Raw genomic sequence first — 26,959 nt, forward strand, 5'->3', positions numbered from 1 at the left:
ATGAAACTAACAACGTTAAGTATCACGCTTCTTTCGACAGTTATGTTATTAACAGGCTGTGGTGACGAAAGTAATCAAGCTTCGAATGTTGCAACAACACAATCCGTAGAAAAAGAACCTACTCAGAAGGCTTGTTACGATGTTGGTGAAACAACGTCATTGGAACGCAAAGATGTAACAGGACCACGCTGCCAATGGCAAAGTGAGCACAACTTTATTGTTTACTCTGAAGATCTGTCCTGGCCTGAATACCCAGGTACACTTCCCGTAAAACCAGGCTATGCCGTTCGCAGAGCAAAAGAGTGGCCCCGTGAAGACTTGTCTGATGCGAGCTCTTATGACAAACCTCGAATTCAGTTTTGGTGGAATAATGTCAGCTCTCGAGACCCTCTCGTAAATGATTACGAAAATGGCTACAAAATTTGGAGCGTGAAAATTGATGGGACAGATTTACGTTTAGTTACGGATGATATGCCAAGTACGGCGTCGCCACAGACCTTTATGATGAGTCGCTCACCCAATAATCGTTATGTGGCATATGCATACAGTTATGGTGAGCCTCTGATAAAAGCGATCTTTGACTTAAAAACGCAGCAGACCATTCAACTGGGCAGTGCGCGCACCAAGCCTTATTTAGTCTGGGCGGACGACTCTAGCTACATCTATTTCTCAGACGGTTTTAAGCGTTTTAAATACACACTCGCGACAGGAATCAAAGAAGAGGTAGACGTACCGTTGTCTGAAAATACGGTCATTGTAGACGGTAAGTTAATCAATGCCGCGGGCTTGGGGGTTGGGGTTTATGACGCCAAGACACTCAAACGCTTATACACTATTTTACCTGAAAAAGAGTTTGAAGACTCCGTAGATATTGAGAAGCGTATCTACCGCCAAATTGCGATCAGCCCTAATGGTAAGTATGTATGGGGAATCAACTCGTATCGTAAGGTGCTGATAAACGTTGAAGATAAAACGTGGCTTGCGTTTTCTAAGGAAGGCGATGAAAAGAAAGTTTACGATAAGGTGGTAAACATTAGTAATGATGGCCGAGAAACCCAGGTAGGAGCAGCAATAATAACCATAAAACGTTATGGGTCTGATTATCGCTATGAATTGACCGGAAAAGGTCGACAGTCATGGAAGGTGATTCAATCTGGTCAAAACACGATAACACCAGTGTTATATAATGCCGATGCTAATGACGGGCGCTTTCTGGAGGTAGAAAACGATGAGTAATGACTTTAAGTATTTACCAACAGATGTCTATTTGTTCGGTGTCGATTATCCTAATATTGGGGATGCACAGAACCCTCAATATAGAGCGATTAATATCGAAAAAGACCTGACCTCATTAGAAGAGTTGAAAAATATCCGCCCTATGTCACGACTTCCCATTGCCATAAATTTAGGTGAGGAAAGCGCGGCTCTTTGGGCGACAGACGATTTAGGTCGTTTACATGTGCTGGGTGATTCAACGCAGAAAAACCAAAAAACCAATATCAATCAGGTTTTGGCACTGCGTTCGCCAGTACATAAGTTAGCACAGAAGACGTACAAGCTGTCTTTTCCCGAATGGTCAATGCTTACAGAGTTGGCGATTGGTGCGCAGAGTAATGCTCGCCCAATCAAAAAGGCGTGCGCAGATCTTGCATCTATCTTAGGGAATCTAAAAGCGTATGGCGGTGAGCAAACGCTAAACTCGCTAGAAAAAAAAGTGGAATACGCCGTCACAGAAGTAAAGCGTTCACAGCTCGCACCTAAATATGAAGCGGGCACTCAAGCACTATCTGATGAGCAAGTTACATATAACAAGTGGTATGACTCTGTTCCTGAAGATAAACCCATTCGTGGCTTTACCGTGCCGACTTTTTCATTTCTCGCTGTAGTTTTTTCAACCGATGATTATGACCTAGCTGTTGTTGATGTAAAGCGTTTCGACGAAACAACGAGTACACACAAAAGCTTACAAGAAGAGGGCGTTGTAACGCAGGCTAAACTTGATAAAACCAGCGGTTCGCATCGTCCAATCGCGTTGTTTCCGTTGGCGTCGGACGTTTTTACTGATGGCATGTACACCATTGAAGTGGTTTTCGACCAAGAGTTTGCAGGTAAAATTCCCGAATTTGTCCAGAATGCTACTAATGTAACTAAAGAATATGATGAGGTTGGACTTATCTCCAGAGTCACCTACGAGCTACGAGAGTACATCACGCTTAGCCAAACGACACCGTTTGGTAAGATCGCGGTTGTTGCTGGCGACATGATCTCACTTGAAGAGTCTTTGATATACCAATTTCCTACGCAGTTTAAAGCCCTACAAGCCTTCCGAATGGGAGAGCTTGAAAACCTAGAGAATAGCGGAACGACGGCGAGTATGAGTGCTGCGTTGTGGGAGGTTGGCACAAAAGTTACACCAAGTTTGGTTAATGCTGGCATTAATATTCATCAAAATCCATCAAGTAAACATGACGTGATTGGGAGTTTAGCAAACACGTTTTGGGGACAAGTAGATAAGGGCACGTTACCCCCAGCCATGATTTCTGCATTGGAATTTTCATTTGGGGTGTCGGCTACCACAGCAGCTTACCAAGCTCTTCAAGATTTACGCCAAGCGGCATCGGAATCCGAGCGTGCAGCACAAGTGGGTTTAAAAGCGCTTCTCAAAGAGAAAGGGTTTGATAAAAGTAAGTTCTTTACCAAGGTTATTGAACCTGCGAGAAATGGTAGTGCCCACGTTGTGGCGGGGAGTGCTGCAAGAACTTGGTTGACAGGTAACGGCAGTATCAAAAGCTTTTTGTCGCCCTTTGCTGGTGCAGGGCTCAATGCAATCAACACCTTCTATGAGATAAAAGAGATCACTGACAAAAGCGAGCAATTACGCTTAGCAGAAGAGAAAGCTAAACTCAGGAAAAGTTATTTTGAGCAGGTATCACGCGATTATCTGAACTGGGTACCAGTCTGGAAAGAAAGTCTGAAGAGTGGGGAATTACTACTTAAGCAAATCATAGATAAGTTAGGCGACAATGTAACGTTTACTGACGTCATTCCTAATGACGTTGCTGAAGACAGTGCAATGTTTGTTAAAGACCATAAAGGTGCTGGTTTACGCTTGGTTTTTCCTTTTGATAACAATCAGGTTCAAGCCCCTCACTTGTCATATTTGGCTGCTGTCGATAAAGAATTATCTAAGATTCCAAATGCCGTTGTTGAAATCGAAGGGCATGCCTGTCAAAACGGTGATTCAGAATATAACCAAAACCTTTCGCAGCAGCGAGCGCAGCATGTTGCTGAGTTCTTTTCTTCAGTTAGTGACATTCGATTTTTTGGCGAACGTCGACCGATAGTCGAGGTACCAAACAACGAAATCAAACGCGAAAACGCGCAACTTAATATTAACCGACGTGTTGAGGTTCGAATCTACCTACAAGAGTTTGCGGCGAGAATTCCACCGAGTCGACTCGGCTTTAAGGCTATGGAGCAAGCGCGTTTAGCTCAGTTAAATGCGAACTTGGGAGAAGAAGCAATTGCAAAAGAGCTCAAGCTAGCTATCTTCGAGATGATCGTTGGTATGGCTTGTTATGTTCCGATAATAGGACAGGCAGCAAGAGGCTTTTTCGTTGTCAAAGAAGGCGGGAAAATGCTGATGAGTGGCGCCCAGTTGCTAGACTCTGCGCTCTTCGATTATTACTTGTCTTCCTACAACGAAGTTAGAAAAAGCATATCTGCAATTGAACAACTTAGCCATGAAACCACAGAGATTATTGATTCATTGGCTGAAATTAATACTCAATTGACCGAGATGTATTTTACGTCTTCAGAGGCGTTAGTCGAGCACCTAGGAAAAGCTACGGGTGCAAAGGAGTTGATTAAGCGCTATCAACGCCGTGCACTTGCTATTAATGGTTTGGTGCTTTTGATTCAGAGAGCTTGTGCTGAGGGCGAACAAGAGTTCACAGAACAGTGGCGAATATTAGCTATCGATGAATACATTCAGCGATATATCGAAACCGACGGCTGGATATTAAACACAGAGTTAAAAGAAAACTTGTGTAACTTGTGGCTCCAAGAACTCATGCGTCGTGAGGGACACAAGCAATTAGTTGAAAGTTACGGTGAAGAAATCGCTGAACAAATCATCACTCGCAACAAAGCCAACTATATTGCTCCAAAAAGGAAAGATGTTTCTGGGGCGTTTAATGTAGCGTTTCCAGTGCAAGACAAGCTCTATAATCGCGATCAACAACGAGGCTTAGTGGAGTTTGCGACACAGTTTAATGTTGAGTCTAAAAAATTATCAGAAGAGGACCTAGGGTTCGTTAGGTTATTAGTCTCTGAGCCTCATGACAATTCTAAATGGGTCACCTTTGATGATTGGGAGAAGGCACGATTAAAAGCAAATAAAAAGGTGCGATTATCGCCTTTCCACCGTTTGAAGTGGCAAATGGTGTTAGGCAAACAAAGTCTAAAACAGATGACGTCAAATGTGTTTCAGTGTGAGATGTCTTATCAGCGCACTGACGGTTTACTTAATACCAGTGGGCCTAAGTTTAATTTGATGTTCAAACCGATGAAACACGAGGAATTTAGTGTAGACCCCAAAGGCGAGTTGGCCGAATTTTTTGAGGCGGAAAAAGTAGACAGCAAAGTCCTTATTGGTTGTGAGTTTGAGCCGTATTTTTACTTTGGTGATGATGTCTTCTCTGGAGTGAAGCCTTTGATCGCCAAGCATGATTTAGTTGATTATAGTGGCTATTTATCGAAAGTTGCTCTCGGTCCGATTTTTGGGCAAGTGATAAAAATTGACTCCCAACAAGATGTACTCAAAGAATATGTACACAGCGGTGGCTTCAAAAACATGACCTATGAGTTCACTCTATCTGGAAGCAATTATAAGCTACCAGTACGAGTGGACAAAACAGTCGGACGATTTATTACTTCACCTAGACAGATTCCTGTAGGGGTTGATACAAACCATAACCATACACTCTCTGCGAAATCGGGTTTTATAGCGAACGGAAATAGTGTGTCAGAGAAAGACTTGTTAACGCTAGATTTTGTCTTACATAGTAAAGTTCATAAAGGCCCGACAAAGCCTATTATCGATGACATCAAGCACAGTGCGATTGCGGTCAACTACGGAAATAAACGACAGTTTATGAACGAGGAGAGTATGTTCACTACTGCGGATGAGCTCAAAGGCTTTGATTGGACTTCGAATAAGTCATTCGCTATGGAAGTTATGCTCATTGGTGGTAAGCACAGAAAAGAGTCGTATCAGGGCCAAAACCTCGAATGGCAGAGTGTTCCAGTTTCACTAAAGCTCTCTACTACTTTTGATAATGAAGCCGTATTCGGCTCTGAAACTACCGCTGGCCCTGAATATCTAAGTAACCTTACTTACATCGGGATACTAAAGAAGGACGGGTCTAAATGGACGCTAAATGACAGTGATGTGATTAACAAAAATATAGACTCAGATTTCGTTTCTGAGGCTTTATCCAACATATATATGGATGAAGATTTCGATGGTAAGGTAGTCTACGTGTCTCGTTTCGAGTTCGCATTTAAAGCGCTGAACGGTCAAGAAATCAAGGGGCTTCGACCATTTGGACCCGTTGTTTCGACATTTGGTCGATTCCACGAAGCAGTTCTAAAGGTGTCCTCTCTAGCACAACGCAACACAGCGGAAATGACGCCGTTCAAACTTGGAAGCTTTGAGATGTCGTTGGACAGGCAGTACAAAAATGTAGATGAATTACCTTATTTTTCTGATTGTGAAGACCCAAGCTATAAAGTTGACAAAGATATGTACATCAACTGGGCAAAACTGAAACCAGCAGAGCGTACAGAGCGTCTGGTAACCTGGATTAGAGACCCATACTTAGCAACTATCATTGAAGCGTCCATTCTCAATAAATAAAAAAAACCGCCTTAGGGCGGTTTTTATTGTCAATCGGAACTTAATCAATCGATCTGCTCAGTTTGCTCATCCACGGAGCTCAACCCGCCGCAGAAATATCGTATTTCTTCATCTTGTGATTGAGTGTACTTAACGGGAGCGATAGTTGTTCAGCCGCTCGTTTCGTGTGCCAATTACAAGAGTTTAAGCAGTCGATAATCACAGTTCGTTCATATTGACTGACGACCTCTTTTAGGCCAACTGCGACATCGTCATCTCCTAGAGGTTCAGGTTCGAACGTGGTTTGAATTGCCGATGTAGTTGGAGCAACAACTTGGCGGTGTTCTACGTCTTCAGGGATCTGTTCACCAAACTCAATCTGAGTAATAGTTTCGAAATCTGATAATAAAACCGATCGCTCAATGATGTTTTTAAGCTCACGCACGTTACCGGGGTAGGTATAAGTAAGTAGTTGGTTTCTCACATTAGCACTCAATCCCGGTGATTGAGGCAAGCCTAACATCGTCGTGGTGTGCTGAACAAAGTGCTCGGCAAGTGGGATAATGTCCGCTTGTCTGGATCTCAGTGGTGGTAAGGTGATGGGAAATACGTTCAAGCGGTAGAACAAATCGGCCCTAAAGCCTCCGTCTTTAATCTGTTGCATTAAGTTACAGTGTGTCGCAGCAATGACTCTAACATCCACTTCAATCTCTCTGCTGGCGCCTACAGGGCGAACTTTACGTTCTTGTAGCACACGTAGCAGTTTAGCTTGAAGTAGCATTGGCATATCGCCAATTTCATCTAGGAATAGGGTACCACCGTTTGCTGCTTCAAATAAGCCAACTTTGTCCTTGTCTGCACCGGTAAATGAGCCCTTTCTGTGCCCGAAAAGTTCGGATTCCAGAAGTTGTTCAGGAATTGCGGCACAGTTCTGAACGATTAATGCTTGGTCAGAACGATTCGAGTTTTCGTGAATGTATTTTGCAATGACTTCTTTACCCGCACCCGTCTCGCCTCTAAGTAAGACGTCGACAGGCAGAGAGAGCACCTTATCAAGTCGGCTCAATACATTGACCATCTCTTCACTTTCAGCGATCGGACCTTGATAGGTTTTCTTTGTCCGCTTTTTTAGCTGAGTATTTTCACGGACCAATGCTTGGTTATCGGCGCTTAAACTCTTAATCACTTGTCCATATTGCTCTAACCAAATGGCATGGCGAATATTACTTGCCGCCATTCGGCAAAACTCGGTAAGTGCGGTTTCGTTATCGATAACGCTTAAATCGAGCAAAACCAATAATCCAATGGTTTTGCCTTCATCATCAATCAATGGCCAAGCAAGTAAGTTGTTGCTTTTTAGACCTAACGTTTGCTCGGTTTGATAGATGCCTTCGCAGTCATAACCATTGTAAGTGTATAGCTCATTGATCAAGACAACTTCGCCGTTACGTACGGCGAAGTTGAATGGGTCGGCTTCACTTACTGTGTCTAACTGCAGAGGCTCCCAAGGATGTGAGGCAATGACTTTTTCATGGTGGTGTGCGGTGCTCGGAATCAAGGCTTGACCGGTTTGGTCAAGCACGTAAATGATGCCATGTTTCGCGAAAGTCATTTGCCTTGCTGCTGTGAGAACGGCATCCAAAGTTTGAGCTAACTGGCTGCGATCAGCCAGAGATTGGCTGATCGCAAGTAGGGCGTTACTAAGCTCACTATGGTTAGCTGAACGCATAAGTTAGAGTTCCTTGCTCGTCCACAGAAACGTCAATTTGAGTATGTGAATCATCCTTGTCATTCACCAGTAGTTGAGTCGAAAGCTGCGGCAATAGTTGACGGTTAATAACGGCATCAATATTTCGAGCTCCCGTCTCTGCAAGGCGGCAGTTGCCTAATACGAATTCTACTAAGTTATCCCCATAGCAAAGTGCCAGTTTGTGGTGGCTTTGCAGGCGCTCAGACACTTTCTTCAGTTTATGATGGATGATATCAGTCATTGCTGCGTCTGAAAGTGGAAGGAATGGCAACACGGACATACGAGCCAACAAGGCTGGCTTGAAGTGTTGATTCAACGTTGGGCGAATGGCTTCAGCGACGATATTGGCATCAATGTCTTTCGCTTGGTGAACCAAAGACTCAATCTCATGTGTCGCGAGGTTACTCGTCATGATGATGAGCGTATTTTTGAAGTCGATGGTACGACCTTCGCCATCATTCAGTGTGCCTTTGTCGAAAACTTGATAGAACAGGTTGAGTACTTCTGGGTCTGCTTTTTCAACTTCATCTAAAAGAACAACAGAGTAAGGGCGCTGACGTACTGCTTCGGTTAGCATACCGCCTTCGCCAAAACCAACATAGCCAGGAGGAGAACCAATAAGGCGAGACACAGTGTGTTTCTCTTGGAACTCAGACATGTTGATGGTCGTCATGAAACGTTCACCACCAAACATTTGGTCGGCGATAGCGCGAGCTGTTTCTGTTTTACCTACACCACTTGGGCCAACCAATAAGAAAACGCCCGTTGGTGCATCTGGGTTGCCCAATCCTGCTTTTGCGGTTTGAATACCTTCAGCAAGCGCATCAATGGCAAACTCTTGACCTTTAATGTTTTGAATTAGATTTTGCTTCAAGTTTAAGGTCGCTTGCGACTCATCTTGAAGCATCTTACCCATAGGAATGCCTGTCCAATCAGAAATAACATGACTAATCTCGTCTGGACCTACTTCATAGTGAACGAGCGGATTGGTACCGCGCACGTTATCTAAACGTTCGTTACAAGATTGAATAGCTTCGCGAGTCTGCTCTTCAGAATATTCATGACAATTTGGTTTGTCACTTGTTAGTGCGTCATCATCTTGAAGCGTATTGTCAGCTATAGGAGCGCTGTCTTCTTCAGTCGAAGGAGTAGTAAGGCTATAAAGATGACTACGCAGTTCTATGATCTCTTGAATAAGAGATTGCTCTTTTTTCCATTGAACCTGAAGGGTAGCTTGTTCTTCTGTGGCCTTTTCAATCTTCTCTTTTAGCTCAGGAATTAAAGCGGCACTGTGTTTGTCACCAGTTTGCTGAAGTTGGTCACGTTCTAGAGCTTCGAGCTCGCGATTCGCAGCGGCAATTTCTTGATGTAATGTTTCAACAGGTGCCGGTGTTGCATTAAGGCTAATATTGACGCGAGCACAAGCCGTATCTAACACGTCGATTGCTTTATCTGGCAGTTGACGTCCAGTGATGTAACGATCAGCTAAGTTTGCTGCGGCAGTGATTGCGTCGTCACGTACGTATACGTTATGTGACTTTTCATAGGCTGGTCTTAAGCCTCGGATGATCAATGCTGCTTGAGTAGCCGACGGCTCATCAAGTTTTACCAGTTGGAAACGGCGCGCCAGAGCTGGATCTTTTTCGAAATATTTTTTGTATTCAGACCATGTGGTGGCAGCAATTGTTTTTACTTCACCACGTGCTAGAGCGGGTTTAAGTAGGTTGGCAGCATCGCTGCCTCCAGCTTGATTGCCTCCCCCAACTAGCGTGTGAGCTTCATCTATAAATAAAATGATTGGAGTCGGTGAATTCTTCACTTCATCTAGTACTGCGTTAAGGCGTTTTTCAAACTCTCCCTTAACACTTGCCCCCGCTTGAAGTAAGCCCATGTCTAGGCCGTATAGTTCAACACCTTTGAGGCAGTCTGGGACATCTCCTTCGGTAATTTTTAATGCAAGACCCTCTACCACCGCTGTTTTACCAACTCCCGGCTCACCTACGGCGATTGGGTTATTTTTTCTGCGTCGCGCCAAGATGTCGATTATTTGTCTGATTTCTTGATCACGGCAGAATACTGGGTCGATCTCGCCCTTTCTTGCTTTGCCGGTAAAGTCGGTGGTGAATTTACTTAATGCCGAACCATCTTCACGTGCGTCGGTTTTTTCTGATGTCGTTGCTAAAGATTCTAGAGAGTTTGTTGTGAGTTCAGAAAAGTTACGCTTTAAGGTATCTGGGTTTACACCGTCTAAGATTGAAGCGTAGCCGTGCTGACCATAGCGTAGTGGGTTACTCACGAGTGTAAGAAGTAGGGCGCCAGAGCGAATCTGAGTTTCGGATAGATCTAAAGATGAGACCAACCAACTTTCTTGAAGCCATTCGATTAAAAGCGAAGAAAAAACGGGCTTGCTGCCGTTGCCTGTTGTGTTGGTATCTAAAGTCGAACGAATGGATTGCCTTAAAATGGTCTCTGAGCAATCGAAATGACTTAATAAGATATCAAAATCACTATTTGGCCTTTCTAATAAGCTTAATAGATAGTGTTCAATTTGCACTTCATTGGCTTTTTCCGATACGGCTAATGCAGCGGCATCCTCTAAAGCGACTTTTACAATAGGGTGCAGACGTTGTATTAAAGAGGAAAGGTTTATATTTATCATTTTAGTTCTATTAGTTATGTATATGGGATGCAGCAATTATACTAAAATTGATAACTGGTTTTTTATTCGGTGATGAATTTACTATTGTTTATTGGTTACTTTTATTGTTTGTTTTGGCTTTTTATCTGACTAATATTTAAAATCCCGTTAAAAATAATAAATAGTCTAGGTGTTATGATTTAATTACTAGTTTTTTTGACTTTATTTCTAATCTTCGAGATAGTTATTTTGCCTTTGTGTTTTAAATTCAATTTATTAGTATCCACGTTCAATAAATCGTTTTTATAAACAACAAATTGTTGTTAAATATAATGTTTATAACGGGTGATTTTTTGTAACTGACTGTATTCATTGGTTTTATAAAGTTGGCATGATGTTTGTATTAGCTTAATCAGTCGCGGTGATAAGCGATTTGGTGAATTAATGAATTATAAATTTTAAAAAGGAAATATCGATGCCAACTCCAGCATATATGTCTATCAATGGTGAAACTCAAGGTCACATTACTAAAGATACTTACTCTGCAGATTCTGTAGGTAACACTTGGCAAGAAGCTCATGTTGATGAGTTCCTAGTTCAAGAACTTGATCACGTACTAACAGTTCCACGTGACCCACAAAGTGGCCAACCAACAGGTCAACGTGTTCACCGCCCTGTAGTAGTAACTAAAGTACAAGACCGTTGTTCACCTCTGTTATTCAACGCATTAGTGTCTGGCGAAAAGCTTCCTGAGTGTGTAATCCGTTTTTACCGTACTTCAGTACAAGGTAAGCAAGAGCACTACTACTCAATCAAGTTAATTGATGCACTACTTGTAGATATTCAAACTCGTATGAATCACTGTCAAGACGCTGCAACTTCAGATCGTGTAACTGAAGAAGTACTTAAGCTGACTTACCGTGCAATCGAAGTAACTCACGAAAACTGTGGTACTGCTGGTAACGATGACTGGCGTGCTCCACGCGAAGCTTAATCGCTTTTCGTGAAAAACAAAGGGTCAACAACTGCTGTTGGCCCTATTTCTATTATTAGTATCAGGTAAAAGATATGGTGAATGACGTAGAATTTAAGTTTGAACTGCAAGGCTCTGAGCATGATTTTCGTGTGGAGAGCTTTCAGGTAATCGAAGAGCTTTCAAAGCCTTTTCAAATCAGCCTATCATTACTTTCACTTGATCCTGATATCTCATTTGATGCACTCATCCGTAAACCAGGTAGCTTGACTCTATATGGTCAAGGTGTCAGTTCAGCGAGATGCTTTCACGGCGTAGTTAATGAAGTTCGTTACCTTGGATCGGGTAGGAGATTCTCCCGTTACCAACTGACTCTTGTTCCGCAAGCTTGGTTTTTGAGCCAAAGACAAGACTGCCGCATTTTTCAACAAAAATCAGCGTCGGCGATCATCTCTGAAGCTTTAGATGATGCGTCAGTAACTGATTATCGATTAGAACTGTCAGGTGTCTATCCTTCAAAAGAATACGTGCTCCAATATCGAGAGACAGACCTAGAGTTTGTTCAACGAATTTTGGCAGAGCATGGTATGTGGTACTACTTTGAGCATACAGAAGCTAACCACACAATGGTTATTGTCGACAGTAATGATGCAATAACTGAGTTATTGAGCTCACCACTTAACGGATCTTATCTAGGCCCTATTGTTTATCATGCGGATGGTGGTGGTGTTGCAGACCGCGAGCATATCTCTGACCTTGAACTCGTGAATCGAGTGAAAACCGGCCACGTTACTTACACTGACTATAACTACGAGTTTCCGAAGATCCCTCAAGAAATGAGCAGCTCCGGTGAACTCGATTTAGATTTGAAATTATTCGATTTCCCAGGGCGTTACGTAGATCCAATGATGGGTCAAGTAAGATCAAATGAATGGATGTCTGAACATGTTGTAGATAATCAGCAAGTAGAGGCCTCCAGTAATGTCATGAGATTGGCTTCTGGATACAGTTTTAGTGTCAGTGAACATCCACGTTCAGCAATCAATCGTGATTACCTCATGATATCGGTAATGCATAGTGGCCATGATCCTCAGGTTCATGAAGATGAAACTAATGGTCTGCCAACTACATATCACAATCAGTTTGCGTGCATTCCTAGGAATGTTGAGTTTAGAGCTCCAAAACTTGAGGCTCCTTTGGTTGAAGGTACACAAACAGCGGTCGTTGTGGGGCCTGCAGGCGAAGAAATCTATACTGATAAGCTTGGACGAATCAAAGTTCAGTTCCATTGGGACCGTTATGGCGAGAGCGATGAGCATTCCAGTTGTTGGATTCGAGTGAGTCAATCAATGGCAGCACCGACTTGGGGGGCGGTATACCTACCTCGCATCGGTCATGAGGTGGTTGTTACCTTCCTAGAGGGAGACCCTGATAGGCCTTTAGTTACTGGTGCAGTTTATAACGGACTTCATTATCCTCCTTATTCGTTACCAGAGAACAAAACGCGTACAACTTTCAGAACTCAAACGCATAAAGGGACAGGCTATAACGAGTTGAGCTTTGAAGACGAAGCTAACCAAGAAGAAGTCTACATTCATGCGCAAAAGGACATGTCGACTAAGGTTTTGAATAACCGCTACCGCGACATAGGCCAAGATGAGTTTTTAAAGGTTGCACGCCATCAGACAAATGATGTTCACGGTGATCACAAAGAGACCATTGACGGACACAAGGCCACCCAAGTTAACAGCACGTTTACTGAAACTGTCGAACAAGATGTATCCGTTACTTACAACGCTAATGAAACTCAATATGTTAAGAACAACTCTGACTTAGAAATTGGAGACAATCAAATTACCAAGATTGGTAAGAATGATGATTTTGATGTTGGTGAAAACAGTAATTTAACGGTAGGTGCATCAAAAAGTTCTGATATAGGGGCCGATGATAACCAGACGGTTGGTGGCAACTTAACGGTCTCTGTTAAAGGAAACACTTCATACAAAGCCGATGGCGCGACGCAGGTCATAAGCGGTGACAAGATAGTACTGAAGACGGGTGGGTCTTCATTAGTGATGAATAGTGACGGTTCTATCAAGTTATCAGGTTCCTCAATAACCATCGAAGGAAGCGATAAAGTTGTAATCAAAGGTGGAAACGTGGCGATCAATTAATGATGGAAAAACAAACCCCAATTATACAAACCATCACCGAACAGCAAGCCGAATCAACGGCTTGCTTTTCGCGTTTTGGAACAATTGTATCGATTAACGAAACTAAGAGTGGTGTTCGCGTCGATTTTGAAGGAAACCCGTTGCAGCAGCCAATTAATGCGAGGTTGGGGAGAGGGTTTAAATTAGCTGAGTTGCAACTTGCTATTGATAACAACCTTTCATGTCGTATCGAGTTTCTTAATAACGACTTTAACCTTCCTTTAGTCACAGATATCTTTTTCTCCATTGTTGATGACTCGGATGAGTTTGTACTGAGAGCCAAGAAAATGGTTATTGAAACGGAACAAGAGTTAATTGTGAGAAGTGGCGAAACAGAGACTCGTTACAGCGGCCGTGATGGCCGAATTACCACCAAAGCCAAATATGTGACTTCTCAAGCTGAGAAGGCTCAAAAAATTCAAGGCGGCACCATAGCGATCAATTGATCGTGTTACTAGATTGGATTCACGGATGCGTCAAAAAATAGGTATAGATCAACTAAACCAGCCGATTACTAATGAAGATGTGGAACTGGCCATCGCTAATGCGGAAATTACGCTCACTTTATTGAACGAGCTTCCTATCAAATGGCTGGATATGTGTAATGAAAAGCTGTCACTGGCTTCGGAGACATTCGGTTTCTTGTTAAAGCAACGCTTACAAGTACATAAAAGGGGATACCCAAGCGTTAAACTGGAGTATTTAGCGCTGGCTGAGCGTCAGATTGAAGACCTAAAAAATGTTTATTTGTCTTTCTATCGATTGGCTCCGGGATTGATTCATCAATTAAAGCAGAGCGAACCAACCATTTATGCTTGGCTCATGTTGAATTCTGAAATTGGACAAGAGCACGAAAACCTACTTTGTGGTTTATCGATACTTGATGATTTGGATTACCAAACCGCAAAATTGCTAGTTGTTCAGTCATCATTATCAGACATCGACTCTGTGATCATCGGAATGGTTGAAGGTGGTTGTAAGCTTCCCTTACTTTTCCTTGAATGCATACAGTTACGTCAGAGTATTACTGTCGGTTTATTAAAACGTTGGCTCAAAGATAAACGATTTTCCGATCATAAAACGCATTCGTTTTTATCTTTACAAAATGATTCAGAGAGCGTCATTTGGTTAGTTGAAAATACTGCGGGCAGTCAGAATTTGTTTGAACGATTACTTGCGAAGGAAGACAGGAATACATGGTTTCGTAAGGAGTTCGGTGTATCCGTCGATGGTGTCTTTGATCCTGAAGTCATTACTTTTGCCAAACTTTTAGAACTCAAAGAGTTTTCCAAGTTTGATACGAGCGGTGCGCTGGCGCCAATTGAGTTTGTTTTACATGGCCTGAATGAGCACGTTCCTGAAATAGTTGAATTGATGTTAAGCCTTGATGAGTTCGATGGCGAGCAATGGGTTCAGGCGCTCTATATTGTCTATGGACAACGTATGCCAGTGACACCAGAAAATTTTGGCCTCGACATTGAATGGGATGAAATACTCATAAAGTTAACAGAGTGGGTTGAAAGTGGTGCTTACATACAAGTATCACCAAGTCGAATGGGGCAACCTTTGACCTTAGAAACCAGTATACAAGCCATGTTCGATACTCAGGTTAGTACCGTATTTAGGGTTTGGATTTGGCGACAGGTTTGTCTTCACACTCGATCATACATTCCTTGGGATTTTACTATGCCTGCTCATCAACAAAACTGGAATATCACACGATTAACTCAGAATTCAGCAGCCTCAGAAAGGTTCAATTTAAGGAATAATAATGCAGTTGTGGGATATTGAGAATCATCCTGACCTTTCTATTAAAGGCAGATTCCAACGAGATCAGAATGGCGATGAGGTGTGGGTTGTTGTTGGAAAACGCTCTTGGAAACTCGTAGATTCAGTTTGGACGGAGCAAGAAGAGTCAGAGATTTACGACGATCCGATTTATTTGGGTGAAGCGGGGCTCTCCGCCATGAAAATAGACCATGAATTTGCCATAGTCAAAGCCAATACTGATGTGCTGATTTTCGGTAAGGCACGAAGCTATGCAAAAAAGGCAGTTACGTACCATGAGTGTCGGCTTTTGATTGATGGCCATATCGACAAAACCATATCGGTACTTGGTGATAGGCAATGGATTGAGCACGGAGGTAGCGTAACGCTAAGTAAACCACTCCCATTTGTGGAAAAAGAGATGGACTTCTCCTGTGCTATCGGAGGCGATTTAAGAAACCGGCTCGGCGGAGGTATTGCTGATACTAAAGGGGAACTATTGAAACAGAAGGTTCCTTCGGTTTTTTATCCTACGGAAGATTGGAGTGCGACACCCAAGAATACACGGGTTGCTGGATTTGGCCCGTTAGCCCCATTTTTCGGGGCTCGTCAGCAATATGCTGGCACTTTTGATGACGATTGGCTAGAGAATAGGAAACCTCTTTATCCCGTAGACTTTGACCAGCGTTTTTATCAGAGTGCGCCACTAGACCAACAATGCAAAGGCTTCATATCTGGCGGTGAACGATTGATGATGAGTGGCTTTTGCCATAATGATGCACTCTCTTTCCGTTTCCCCAAAGAGATGTATGTAGCAGAAGCTCAATTTAAAAATGCCAACTATCAAGTAGATATGCCTATTTCTACGGTTTTCATTGATACAGAGGCTCGCATACTTTCAATCAGTTACAGCGCTGCCTTTCCATGTCAAGGCGAGGAGCATCTTTTAGTGTCAACGAAGATCCATAAAAAACAGGAGTTGTCGGATAATGAATAACAATTCAGCACGATTCGTTATTGGTATGGAAGCCATGACACCAACGGGCATGAATCTTGATATTGCCACAACAGTTGCCAAAGCGGATTTGGGAAGGTTCGATCAGCAAGTGGCCGGTGATGGGATAGAAAGATTCACGTACGCTAGTATTGAATACATTTCCAGTACATCATTGTTTGACAAGTGTTCGGTGCTTATTGAGAGCTTGATCGACTCTCTTTTAAAGCAGTTACCTACATCATTAAAGCCTATTCCGTTACTCGTCAATGTACCGGGCTCTATTTCTGCTGTGGAGATGAGTCAGTGGTTAAGTGAATGTAAGCATTGTGATTCAATATCACGTTATGAAGTGGTTCAACAAAGTGGACCATCATACTTGACCACATCATTGGCTAAGTTGAACCAATTCGATGCAATAATGAGTATCTCAGTAGATTCACTTGTTGATGATCTCAGTGACTTAATCGAATCTGGAGATGTCATGAGTTCAACTAATCCATGGGGCATAATACCGAGTGAGGGCGGGGCGGGTTTACTGTTATGTCGGAATAACTTGGTGCAAACGTTAAAGCTTAAACCCAAAGCAAAGTTAGGTTATTTCGAAGTAGAACCTGCAAATACAACGCGAAGGTCAGTAATGAAGCTCGTCAGGAATGCGAGTCGCAATATCAAGAGTTTTGGGCCTGTATTCTCTGATATGACTAATCTGAGGTCTCATACTGAAGATTATGGGTTCGCGTTAGGTGCACGCGCCGAATGTTTTGATAACCCACAGCAGCCCACTTTAATTAATGATTTATGGGGTACATTGGGTAGTTGTTCTGCATTGGCATTAATGGCCTGCACTATCCAAGAGGTAACGCATAATAGCCCTGTAACCCTGTTAATGTTTGATGTTAAAGGAGAAAGGGCGTTGCTCCAACTCACTTGTATGAAACAGACCTGACTGCATAGCCGTGATACGAAACGCTTATATTATAATCATTATCACACGACAATTATCTGAAAGGCGATTCAGTAGACAAAGTTAGTCTTAGCGTTTATTTAGATCCACCTTATTCATCAAGCCGCTTTAGTTGCTGCACCGCTCTATCTCTAAATTTGTAACACCTTAATGAAACTGATGTGTATTTTTTATCATCGTAATTAAATATAGCGTTGTACATTCCAATTACAAACTCAAGCTTAGGAGCGAGGCTTGATGGTTTTATGATAAGTGAGCAGTATTTTAGTGCTTTACCATGCTCACTTGATATCGAACTATTCCTAATTCCTATTTGGTGAATCCACTTCCCAAACACCTATTCCAATTATAGAGATAATCAATACTATTATTGAACATTACTCAGATAAACGAACAATTCGTTTTTATTAGAATGAACTAAAAATGTGACTCAGTTAACAATGTATGTTTAGTTCGTTATTTACGTGGATAAGTACCCTAATTTTTAGCCAAAAATAGTTAGTTAAAGCGTTTGTCGTAATGTTTGGTTATTTAGTAATAATAACTGAATTAATAGTCTTACCGATGGTTTTAAATACTGCTATTGAAAAGGGTATTGGACAGTAATTATTATCCAACATTAATTTATTTCGTTTGATAAAGAGTTTAGCGTGCCAGAAAAGCAAGGGACAGCCAAAGGTTATCTAGATAAGTTGGTTGTGAAAGCGATCGAAAAGAAAAATCAGCAAGCTCAGAATATGGCTAATAAAAATAAGCCCAAGCTAGAGTATGTGATTTTCTCCCAATTTGACGTGTTAGATACATTACCTTCAAAAAATGGCAAAACGACTGTTTATCACCTGGCCAAGAAAGGGAACCCTGAAAAACAGGTTTGCTGTAAGGTTCTAAATGAAGGTTCATCTGAACTTGCGAATGAATTAATCATTAATGAAGCCAGTCGTCTTGAGATGTCTCAACATCCGAGTGTTGCTGATTTCATTAAAATAGGCAAAGAGTTCGATCGACCATACTTTATGTATCAGTGGATTCAGGGCGAATCTTTGGCTGAAAAAATGGCTCGTCATACTCCTAAAGGTTTTAGGCATGACCATATTGCGTGGCTGATATATCAATTGTCTGGTGCGCTTGAGTTTATGCACACGAGAGGTGTCTGCCATTTAGATATTAAACCTTCAAACATTATTGTTACAGAGTCCGATTATGTAAAGTTGATCGACTTTGGTGCTGCTCGTTATGTTGGTGAATCTAATACTTACGCTGAAGCAAGCATGAGCTATGCGTCTCCTGCGTTTATAAAGTCTGGCGTGGCTCAACCTCAAGATGACGTTTATTCATTGGCGTTATTAACTGGGCATCTATTTCTTGGTGCTGCATTTGGCGATGCTTGGACAACTCAATTACAAGCAAAAAAACGACCAGGTTTAATCCCTAACCATGTATGGAAGTTAATTAAAGAGGTTGTCAACAACCCTCGACAGCACAGGTATACAGCGACTTCATTTGCGCAGCAACTAGCGAAGATCGATACCCAAAAATTTGGTGCTGAAGTAAGTGCTCCCTTATTTAGTAGTTTACGGAATGCTGATCTCGTTCTAACCAAACATCGAACTATTGACAGAATTCAAAGTGGTCGACTTCGATACTTAGAAGCGAGTTTGGTTCTGTGTGTCGTGATTATCACTGGTACATATTTATATAACCAAGGTCAGCCTGAATGGAAATCGATTGTTAAATCGACCAACAGTTCGAGTAGCCTTGTGAGCACTATTAAACCTGCACAAACCGCGTCTTTTTTAGCACAGTCTCCATGGGATATTGAATTCGCGTTGCAAGATATGGAAAAAGATGTCGTCTCGACAGCTCCTTACCGAGAAGCTTATGAAGTCCAACAGAGCAAATTAGCTAAGTTGTATAAAAACTATGAATCGGACTTGAATGAATATGAAGGGGCGGTCGATCTACTTCCTAAAACTCTGATGTCGATCCGGCATGATCTCGTTGTTTTGCGAGAAAAACTGAACAGTGACGGCTCTCTATTTCCTTATGCAGATAAAGCGCTGACGGAAACGATGGCAAGTCTGAATAAGGCGACCATCAATTCACAAAATATTGCCGCCTTTGGTGGGAATCAAGAACAGCGTTTAGTCGAACTCATCTTAGATGGGAAATCAGATGTTGCAGACAGTGATATTGAAACTGCTTGGAAAGTAAACCAGTCAAGAGCCTACTTTTATAGTCATGTATTACCGCGAAAAGTGCTCAGCGGAATAGATGCCTCGATAGAGAAAAATGCAAAGCAGCATTATTACACCAAAGCAATTCTTGAGGCAGAAGCTGCGCAATCATTTTTTGGTAACACGCCAAAATTGAAAGCTAAAGTAAGAGCTCTAAAAGTAGCAAGAAGCGAATTTATCTTGTTCAGTACTGTAACTGAACAATCAGTATTTGGCCGACAGAAACTTCACGACTCGTTAGCTGATCTAGAGACTAATGCCCCTAAGAAATTCAGCGAAATAACGGAAATTCTTAATAGTATGGCAAGTGATTCTATAGACAAAAGTCATCAACTATCTAAACCAGCGCGAGGTGCTATAGCAATCGAGCGAGCAATTAGAAATTACAATTCTGAAAGCAGAGGTTAACTTGAGTCTGATCGATACTGAAACGCTATTAGCACCAATATCTGAACACTCACCAACTGGTGAGGATGCTAGGTACGAGTTTTGCTATGAAATGATGGAAGCCGAAGTGAAAAAATTTGGTTCATTATTTGGTGAGACTGTTGACTGGCATATAGTAAAAGTCCATTCGATTGAAGTGCTAAGTCAGCATAGTAAGGATCTTAAAGCGCTTTGTTATCTGATCCGTTCTTTGGTAGAGGACAAAGGCGAGATAGGGCTTGAGGAAGGATTATCTTTGCTCAATGACTCAATCAGTCGTTTTGGTCATGAGTTATACCCTAAACGTAAAAGAGGTAGAGATGGGGCTGTTGAGTGGCTCAATCATCAATTCAAACTCGTCGCGACTAAATTGTCTGCAGAATCCCTTGACTGGGAAGTTCTATCTCGATGTATCACACTAACTGAAGGTATCCAGCGTCAGTTTGACGAGATATTTCAAGACTCTGATGTAGACTTTTTCGAATTAAAAAGTCATTTGAATCAACTAATGCAGAACGCATCTTTAAATGAAGAAACGTTGGTTGAACACAGTTTGGCTGATTCCGAACCGCTCATTGATGTTGTTGCACTGTCCGAGAAAGCGATCGTTCCACAAAGCCACGAAGCTGACAGTCCGAAGACGCACACCACGCCTAATCAGAAACGAAGTAAACCTCGAGAGCACAGCACTGTAGACGTTGACACAGATTTTTCATCTCCGGCTGCATCAAAGCGTACGTTAAAAAAAGTGTCTGAGATCATGGTGCATTCAAATCCGACTGAACCTTTAGGATATCGGATTTACCGTCACCTGACATGGGCCGACGTTGATGGTTTACCTGATCACAAAGACAATCTAACGCCTCTTAGCCTCGCTGTGTCATCAGACCAGCAGGCGGAATATCGAGATAAAGCAAATCAAGAAAGTGATATCGATACGATCAAGCGTCTAGAACGAACACTTACTGATGCGCCATTTTGGCTAACTGGGCATTATTTCGTTTATTCAATGTTAGACAATCTTGGGTATGACGAAGCTGCGTTGGCTGTAAAGCAAGAAACAAAGAGATTTGTCGATTCTTTTGAGGGAATTGAGAACCTCTCTTTCAAAAATTCTATTCCATTTGCGGATGAAGCAACGATTACTTGGTTGTCTACAGGTAGCGCTTGTCCTTCGGGTAAGTCGTCAATAATTCAAACTATTGTTGTAGCTGAAGATGATCTATCTGAGATGGAGGATATTGCCCTGGGTGACTTGGGTAAATATGTGGCTGAACTGTCAAACAAACTCGAGTTGGATAACTCCGGTCGTGGACAATTCATGTTGCACTTAAAGTTAGTGAAAGCCTACCAAAGTGTTGGTTTATACCCTTTGTGCTTGCCTTACTTGGAACAAAGTTGGGCGGTGGCTAAGGAACTAAATCTATCAATTTGGGAACCCCATTTGTTTTTTTCTTTAGAAAATCTAATTCAAAAAACTCTAAAGGAACTATATCGAACTAAGGATTTTTTACCTGTGAGATATAGCGAATGGGAAACAATTTATGACCAGCAATAAACTAGAAAGGACTAATTATGTCACGTGATGGCTCGGTGGCTCCGAAAGAGCGAATTAATATACGTTATGTTCCAGCAACAGGCGATGCGTCTGATGATGTTGAACTGCCCCTAAGTATGATGGTTGTCGGTGACTTCACTGCTCGTGCAGATGAAACTCCGATCGAAGAGCGTAATCCGATTAATATCGATAAAGATAACTTTAACGAAGTATTAGAAGGTTACGCACCGAATATCAAAGCAAATGTTGAAAACCGTCTTTCTGATGAAGAAGGTGCGCAAATTGGCGTTGATATTACATTCAAAAATATGAAGGACTTTACTCCAGAGTCGATTGCGAAGAGCGTTCCTGAACTGAATGGTTTACTAGAACTTCGCGAAGCCTTGGTTGCATTGAAAGGCCCTCTAGGGAATGTACCTGCGTTCCGTAAGAAGATTGCAGCAGTTCTTCAAGATGAAGAAGCAAGAAAGAAACTTTTGGATGAACTAAGCATTGGTGCAGACCAAGGCGAAAAAGCAGAGTAAGGAAGATCATGTCGGCAGAAGCACAAGCACCAGAACAAGAAGCAGCTCTAGTTGAGTCAGGCTCTCTTCTGGATAGCATTTTAAATGAGACTCGCATTAAACCTAGTGATGAGGGTTTTGACGTTGCAAAGCGTGGCGTTGAAGCATTCATTGGTGAGTTATTAAGCAGCTCAACAGTAGAAAAAGTAGACCAGTCTTTAGTTGATTTGATGATCTCTGAGATTGATCAAAAGTTGTCTAAACAGGTTGATGCAATTCTTCACAACGAAGAAGTTCAAGCGATTGAATCAACATGGCGTGGTCTTAAATATCTTGTTGATCACACGGACTTCCGTGAAAACATTCAAATCGAACTTATTTCGGCTAAGAAAGACGAAGTTCTGGATGATTTTGAAGATGCTCCTGAAGTAGTGAAATCAGGTTTATATAAGCAGATTTATACTCGTGAATACGGTCAATTTGGTGGTAAGCCTGTAGGTGCCGTTATTTGTGATTACCAACTATCTGCGTCTTCGCCTGATATTAAACTAATGGAATATATGGGTAATGTAGGTGCTATGTCTCATGCACCATTTATTACTTCTGCATCTTCTCAATTCTTTGGTTTAGATTCTTATGAAGAATTACCAAACTTAAAAGACTTAAAGTCGGTATTTGAAGGTCCTCAGTATACTAAGTGGCGCGGATTCCGTGATCACGAAGACGCACGTTATGTTGGGCTGTGTACATCACGTTTTATGCTGCGTACGCCATACTCAGTTGAAGACAACCCAATTAAGGCGTTTGACTACGATGAAATGGTTACGGACAGCCATGACAATTACCTTTGGGGTAACTCAGCTTATGCTATGGCTTCAAAGATCAGTGAGTCGTTTGCAAAATATCGCTGGTGTCCAAACATTATTGGCCCGCAAAGTGGTGGTGCGGTAACCGATTTACCGGTTTATAACTTTGAAGCGATGGGTCAGATCGAAACTAAGATCCCAACCGAAATTCTGGTTTCTGACCGCCGTGAGTATGAACTTGCAGAAGAAGGCTTTATGGCTTTAACAATGCGTAAAGGTTCTGATAACGCAGCGTTCTTCTCGGCAAACTCAGTTCAAAAACCAAAAGTGTTTGCGAATACACCTGAAGGCAAGCAAGCTGAGATGAACTACAAGTTGGGTACTCAGCTACCTTACATGTTCATTATTAACCGCTTAGCTCATTACATTAAAGTACTTCAACGTGAGCAAATTGGTTCTTGGAAAGAGCGTACCGATTTGGAAGTTGAGCTAAATAAATGGATCCGTCAATACGTATCTGACCAAGAGAACCCGCCAGCAGAAGTTCGTGGTCGTCGACCGTTACGAGCGGCTAAAGTCGAAGTGTCTGACGTTGAGGGTGACCCAGGTTGGTATAAAGTATCGATGTCTGTTCGTCCTCACTTCAAGTACATGGGCGCGAGCTTTGACTTATCTTTGGTTGGTAAGCTAGACCAATAATAAGTTTGGAAATAAATAAGCGGCCAGGTTCACTGGCTGCTTTTTTTCTTAGAGTGTTATATGGAAAAAGGTTACCGATTATTAGAACGAATTGAACTTGGTGAGCCGAAAAACTGTTATGAAAAAGTGGTTTCACATAGGCATTTAATTGAATCCATTCATCTGCACCTTGCTGATTTGCTTAATACTCACGCGGGTAATGCAATGATCGATGGGGAATATGGCTTACCTGATTTCAATGATGTTCTATCGAACAACACCAATTTAGTTCGTCACATTCAAAAGAACATCACTTCCACAATAGAAAGCTTCGAACCTCGGCTACGAAGCGTTGAAGTGCATTACCGAGAAAATCACAACAACCCTCTTCAATTAGGCTTTGGCATATGCGGAGAAGTCTTACACAACGGTGGAAAAGTTCCGATGTCTATCGATGTCTATATGGGAACTGACGGCCAATTTAACGTTTAGTAGGTGCCCATTGAGTAACAGTAAATACTTTCAAGATGAACTCACATATCTACGAGAATCCGGCAGCGAATTTGCCAAGTACAATCCAAAACTGACCAACTTTTTATCTGAAGGAACATTCGATCCTGATGTAGAACGTCTTCTTGAAGGTTTTGCGTTTCTTACTGGCCGTATTAGAGAAAAGATTGATGATGAACTCCCAGAGCTCACTCAGTCGTTAATGACGCTGTTGTGGCCACATTACATGCGCTCGATTCCTTCGTTATGCATTAGCGAACTAACGCCACACTCCGGAAGTGTCACTGAAAAAACAGTGGTAAAGCGCGGGGCTGAGATGGCTAGTGAACAAGTGGAAGGTACGCAATGTTTATTCAGAACCTGCTATGACGTAGAGCTTTTCCCCTTAAAAATCACAAGCATTGACCAAAGCAACAGTCGAACAAGCTCATCTGTTGATGTGACACTTGCGACTGAACATGGGCTAGAGTTATCTCGTATCGGGTTAGATAAATTAAGGTTTCATTTACATGGTGAGATCCATATAACTAGAATTCTTTTCTTATGGATATTTAGATACTTAGACTACGTCGAGTTAGACGTGGGCGGTGGGTATAAACGTAAACTTGGACCTGAATTTGTTAAACCGGTTGGGTACCAAGACGACGAAGCGATACTGCCATATAGCGACAATTCATTTGCAGGTTATCGTTTGTTGCAAGAATATTTTTCTTTACCAGACAAATTTATGTTTTTTGATATTACCGGTCTCGATTGGCTAAAAGGGATACCACAAAGAAGTACCGTGAACCTTAAATTCCATTTTAAGAGAGCATTACCTGCCGAAGTTGTCCTGAAAGATAAGCACTTAAGGTTACATTGCACGCCAGCTGTGAACCTATTCGAAAAAGATGGTGATCCAATTCGGCTTGAACATCGCCGAAATGAGTATAAAGTTCGGCCACAGAGTGACAACCAGGATCACTACGAAGTTTATTCAATAAACCAAGTAGAAAGTTGGAGCAAAAATGAAAGGCGACGAAAATCTCTTATTGAATTTGAGTCCTTTGAACACCAAATAAATCAAAGAGATAAACGTGATTTCTACAAGTCAAAAGTTTCAGAGCGAGTGAGTGGAAGAGGGCTTGAGCGTTATATATCTTTTCATACCCACAATGGGGATATTGCAGACCTAGGAACCGAAACGGTTTTGATGAAGTTATTGTGCAGTAATGCAGATTTGTCTGAAAGATTGTCTGTAGGAGACATCATATATACCACACATAAATCTCCAACTTACGCCACGTTTAGTAATATTACTAAACCTACGCAATCTGTTAGCCCGCAAGTGAATGGCGAACTCCAATGGCAACTGATTGCTAATATGTCATTGAATTATTTATCGCTCTCTAATATTGATGTACTCAAGGTTTTACTGTCTACATATGACTTCCATTCTAGAGTGGATAGGCAGGCTCATAGGGCTTCGTTGCACAGGCTTGACGGCATTATCTCATCAGAAATGAAACCTATCGATAGAGTGTTTAGAGGGGTATCCGTTCGTGGTAATCAATTTAAGCTTAAGATGAACTCTAGTTTTTTTGTCAATGAAGGGGACATGTTTTTGATGGCAAATGTATTGAATGAGTTCATACGCTTATATTCAAGTGTTAACTCATTTACAGAGTTAGAAGTCTACGATGAACGCAGTGGCGAAAGCTACCAATGGGCAAGTTTAACTGGACAGCAAACAATCTTATGATTGATGAATTATCAGAAAAAATAAACGAATTTAGCTTTTTTCAAGCAGTTTTGTTGTTAGAGAAGCACTACCAACTATTACCGGGCAGTGATTTTGTAGCGGTTGGTGAAAACAAATATTTTTATCAAGAGAGAATTGCGTTTAGTGTCTCACCAAACCTCTGTTTCCCCAAAAGTGATATGGAATTCATCAGTCATATGGAAAGGTCTGGTGAGCACTATTCGAGAATTGAAACTAACTTTTTAGGATTACACGGTTCAAGTTCACCTTTGCCCGCGAACTATACAGAAAAATTAGTAGGTAGAGATGATGATGATAATCCAGTTAGAGACTTCTTTGATTTCTTTCATAATAGATATACCAGTTTAATCTATCGTGTTTGGAAAAAGTACCGTTATCATGTTCAGTATCAAAGCGATGCAACAGATGACTTTTCTGGGCGTATGCTGCACCTAGCAGGGTTGTCTAATGTTATTCAAGAGTCCGATACGATCGGGCTTGATCGTGCAAAGATTTTGTCTTACGTCAATCAGCTATCTACCAGGACACGTTCTCCGAAACTTATTTCTGGCATTGTTGCGCACTATTTTTCATTACCAAGTGTTCGAATCGAAGAGTGGGTCTTTCGAAGAGTAAAAATTGCCGAATGCCAAAGGAATCAATTAAATAGAACGAATTGTATTTTGGGTTCAAATTTACATTTAGGTAAGAGCATCCCAGATCTAAACGGTAAGTTTAATCTTTGTATTGATAACATTGATTTCGAGACGTTCCAAAAGTTCTCCTATGGAGGAGATTTCCATAAAACTTTAGTGGGGTTGATGCGTTTTATTCTTCGTGACCCCATGTCTTGGGATTTAAAGCTAACCGTTGATTTAGACTCAGTTCCAAAGAACCAACTCGGTCAAGGTGATGGGACGAGTTTGGGGCAAACTTTTTGGTTGGGTCAAGCAGGTACGAAAGATGCGAAGATTAGAGTAATTGGAGGCATTTAAAAAAGCCGCTCATAAGAGCGGCTTTATTTTTAACGACTGATTGGCTGGTGTAGCACTACTGTTGTATTGAGAGAGCGAATGCCATTGAAAGACTCTATCTCATTACATAAATGGTGTATTGATTGCAGATCAGGAGCTTCAATCAAAGAAATAATGTCGTAGGTCCCCCCAACAATGCTTGTAAGTCTGACTTCAGGTAGTTCTTTTAATGCATTACTTACATCATTTTTCTTACCTTTTTCACAAGAAATTAGCAAATAACTTGCCGCTTTTCTCCCGTCATTTTCTACTCTTATTTGTGCCGTAT

At 41.8% G+C, this 26,959-nt stretch carries 17 protein-coding genes and 2 pseudogenes; 15 read left to right on the forward strand and 4 right to left on the reverse strand.

From position 1 onward, the window contains the following. Together AB6D06_RS12565 and AB6D06_RS12570 are read left to right on the forward strand one after the other, a co-directional pair. The gene (locus tag AB6D06_RS12565) at positions 1 to 1,236 is read left to right on the forward strand and encodes a TolB family protein (RefSeq protein ID WP_372100955.1); all 1,236 of its coding nucleotides are present in this window, start codon (positions 1 to 3) and stop codon (positions 1,234 to 1,236) included. Then, positions 1,229 to 5,920: an OmpA family protein gene (locus AB6D06_RS12570; protein ID WP_372110357.1), complete on the forward strand. Its 4,692-nt coding sequence runs from the start codon at positions 1,229 to 1,231 to the stop codon at positions 5,918 to 5,920. The genes AB6D06_RS12565 and AB6D06_RS12570 overlap by 8 nt, the downstream gene beginning before the upstream one ends. Before the next feature lie 79 nt (positions 5,921 to 5,999). Here the strand turns inward: AB6D06_RS12570 and AB6D06_RS12575 are convergent. The 3 genes and pseudogenes from AB6D06_RS12575 to tssH all read right to left on the reverse strand — a co-directional run. Next, positions 6,000 to 6,164, reverse strand: a pseudogene (locus AB6D06_RS12575) (helix-turn-helix domain-containing protein); the annotation flags it as partial. Positions 6,165 to 6,244: 80 nt separating this feature from the next. After that, positions 6,245 to 7,628, reverse strand: a pseudogene (locus AB6D06_RS12580) (sigma 54-interacting transcriptional regulator); the annotation flags it as partial. After that, positions 7,615 to 10,308: a type VI secretion system ATPase TssH gene (tssH, locus tag AB6D06_RS12585; RefSeq protein ID WP_372110359.1), complete on the reverse strand. Its 2,694-nt coding sequence runs from the start codon at positions 10,306 to 10,308 to the stop codon at positions 7,615 to 7,617. The gene tssH and the pseudogene AB6D06_RS12580, both read right to left, overlap by 14 nt. Positions 10,309 to 10,762: 454 nt before the next feature. Between tssH and AB6D06_RS12590 the strand changes: the two genes are divergently transcribed. From AB6D06_RS12590 to tssG, 13 genes are all read left to right on the forward strand, one after another. Next, complete coding sequence (locus tag AB6D06_RS12590; protein ID WP_012600867.1) at positions 10,763 to 11,281, forward strand: Hcp family type VI secretion system effector; 519 nt, start codon at positions 10,763 to 10,765, stop codon at positions 11,279 to 11,281. 74 nt (positions 11,282 to 11,355) lie between these two features. Then, the gene (gene tssI, locus AB6D06_RS12595; protein WP_372110361.1) at positions 11,356 to 13,434 is read left to right on the forward strand and encodes a type VI secretion system tip protein TssI/VgrG; all 2,079 of its coding nucleotides are present in this window, start codon (positions 11,356 to 11,358) and stop codon (positions 13,432 to 13,434) included. Then, positions 13,434 to 13,919, forward strand: a complete 486-nt coding sequence (locus tag AB6D06_RS12600) for a hypothetical protein (protein WP_102333578.1) — start codon at positions 13,434 to 13,436, stop codon at positions 13,917 to 13,919. The genes tssI and AB6D06_RS12600 overlap by 1 nt, the downstream gene beginning before the upstream one ends. A gap of 25 nt (positions 13,920 to 13,944) precedes the next feature. Further along, the gene (locus AB6D06_RS12605) at positions 13,945 to 15,264 is read left to right on the forward strand and encodes a hypothetical protein (protein ID WP_372110363.1); all 1,320 of its coding nucleotides are present in this window, start codon (positions 13,945 to 13,947) and stop codon (positions 15,262 to 15,264) included. Next, on the forward strand, positions 15,245 to 16,237 hold the full coding sequence (locus AB6D06_RS12610; RefSeq protein ID WP_372110365.1) for a DUF2169 domain-containing protein: 993 nt from the start codon (positions 15,245 to 15,247) through the stop codon (positions 16,235 to 16,237). Before AB6D06_RS12605 ends, AB6D06_RS12610 begins: the two co-directional genes overlap by 20 nt. After that, positions 16,230 to 17,183, forward strand: a complete 954-nt coding sequence (locus AB6D06_RS12615) for a hypothetical protein (protein WP_102333581.1) — start codon at positions 16,230 to 16,232, stop codon at positions 17,181 to 17,183. Before AB6D06_RS12610 ends, AB6D06_RS12615 begins: the two co-directional genes overlap by 8 nt. A gap of 668 nt (positions 17,184 to 17,851) precedes the next feature. After that, positions 17,852 to 19,843, forward strand: coding sequence for a serine/threonine protein kinase (locus AB6D06_RS12620; RefSeq protein ID WP_372110367.1), 1,992 nt, complete (start codon positions 17,852 to 17,854; stop codon positions 19,841 to 19,843). A gap of 1 nt (position 19,844) precedes the next feature. Continuing rightward, positions 19,845 to 21,419 (forward strand): type VI secretion system protein TssA, encoded by a 1,575-nt coding sequence (tssA, locus tag AB6D06_RS12625; protein WP_372110368.1) that lies wholly within the window; start codon positions 19,845 to 19,847, stop codon positions 21,417 to 21,419. Between the two features lie 17 nt (positions 21,420 to 21,436). Next, positions 21,437 to 21,943, forward strand: a complete 507-nt coding sequence (gene tssB, locus AB6D06_RS12630; protein ID WP_017064520.1) for a type VI secretion system contractile sheath small subunit — start codon at positions 21,437 to 21,439, stop codon at positions 21,941 to 21,943. Positions 21,944 to 21,951: 8 nt separating this feature from the next. Next, complete coding sequence (gene tssC / locus AB6D06_RS12635) at positions 21,952 to 23,427, forward strand: type VI secretion system contractile sheath large subunit (protein WP_372101370.1); 1,476 nt, start codon at positions 21,952 to 21,954, stop codon at positions 23,425 to 23,427. A 60-nt stretch (positions 23,428 to 23,487) separates the two neighbouring features. Next, a complete protein-coding gene (gene tssE, locus AB6D06_RS12640; RefSeq protein WP_017067543.1) occupies positions 23,488 to 23,898 on the forward strand; it encodes a type VI secretion system baseplate subunit TssE in 411 nt (136 codons plus the stop codon). A 10-nt stretch (positions 23,899 to 23,908) separates the two neighbouring features. Continuing rightward, positions 23,909 to 25,657: a type VI secretion system baseplate subunit TssF gene (gene tssF, locus AB6D06_RS12645; RefSeq protein WP_017064523.1), complete on the forward strand. Its 1,749-nt coding sequence runs from the start codon at positions 23,909 to 23,911 to the stop codon at positions 25,655 to 25,657. Beyond that, positions 25,654 to 26,652, forward strand: coding sequence for a type VI secretion system baseplate subunit TssG (tssG, locus tag AB6D06_RS12650; RefSeq protein ID WP_372110372.1), 999 nt, complete (start codon positions 25,654 to 25,656; stop codon positions 26,650 to 26,652). Before tssF ends, tssG begins: the two co-directional genes overlap by 4 nt. 29 nt (positions 26,653 to 26,681) lie before the next feature. Here the strand turns inward: tssG and AB6D06_RS12655 are convergent. Next, the coding region (locus tag AB6D06_RS12655; protein WP_372101368.1) for an Lrp/AsnC ligand binding domain-containing protein at positions 26,682 to 26,959 on the reverse strand (278 nt) is incomplete at its 5' end.

This window comes from Vibrio sp. 10N.239.311.G01, assembly GCF_041465805.1.
In the GTDB taxonomy this organism is placed as follows: Bacteria; Pseudomonadota; Gammaproteobacteria; order Enterobacterales; family Vibrionaceae; genus Vibrio; species Vibrio crassostreae_C.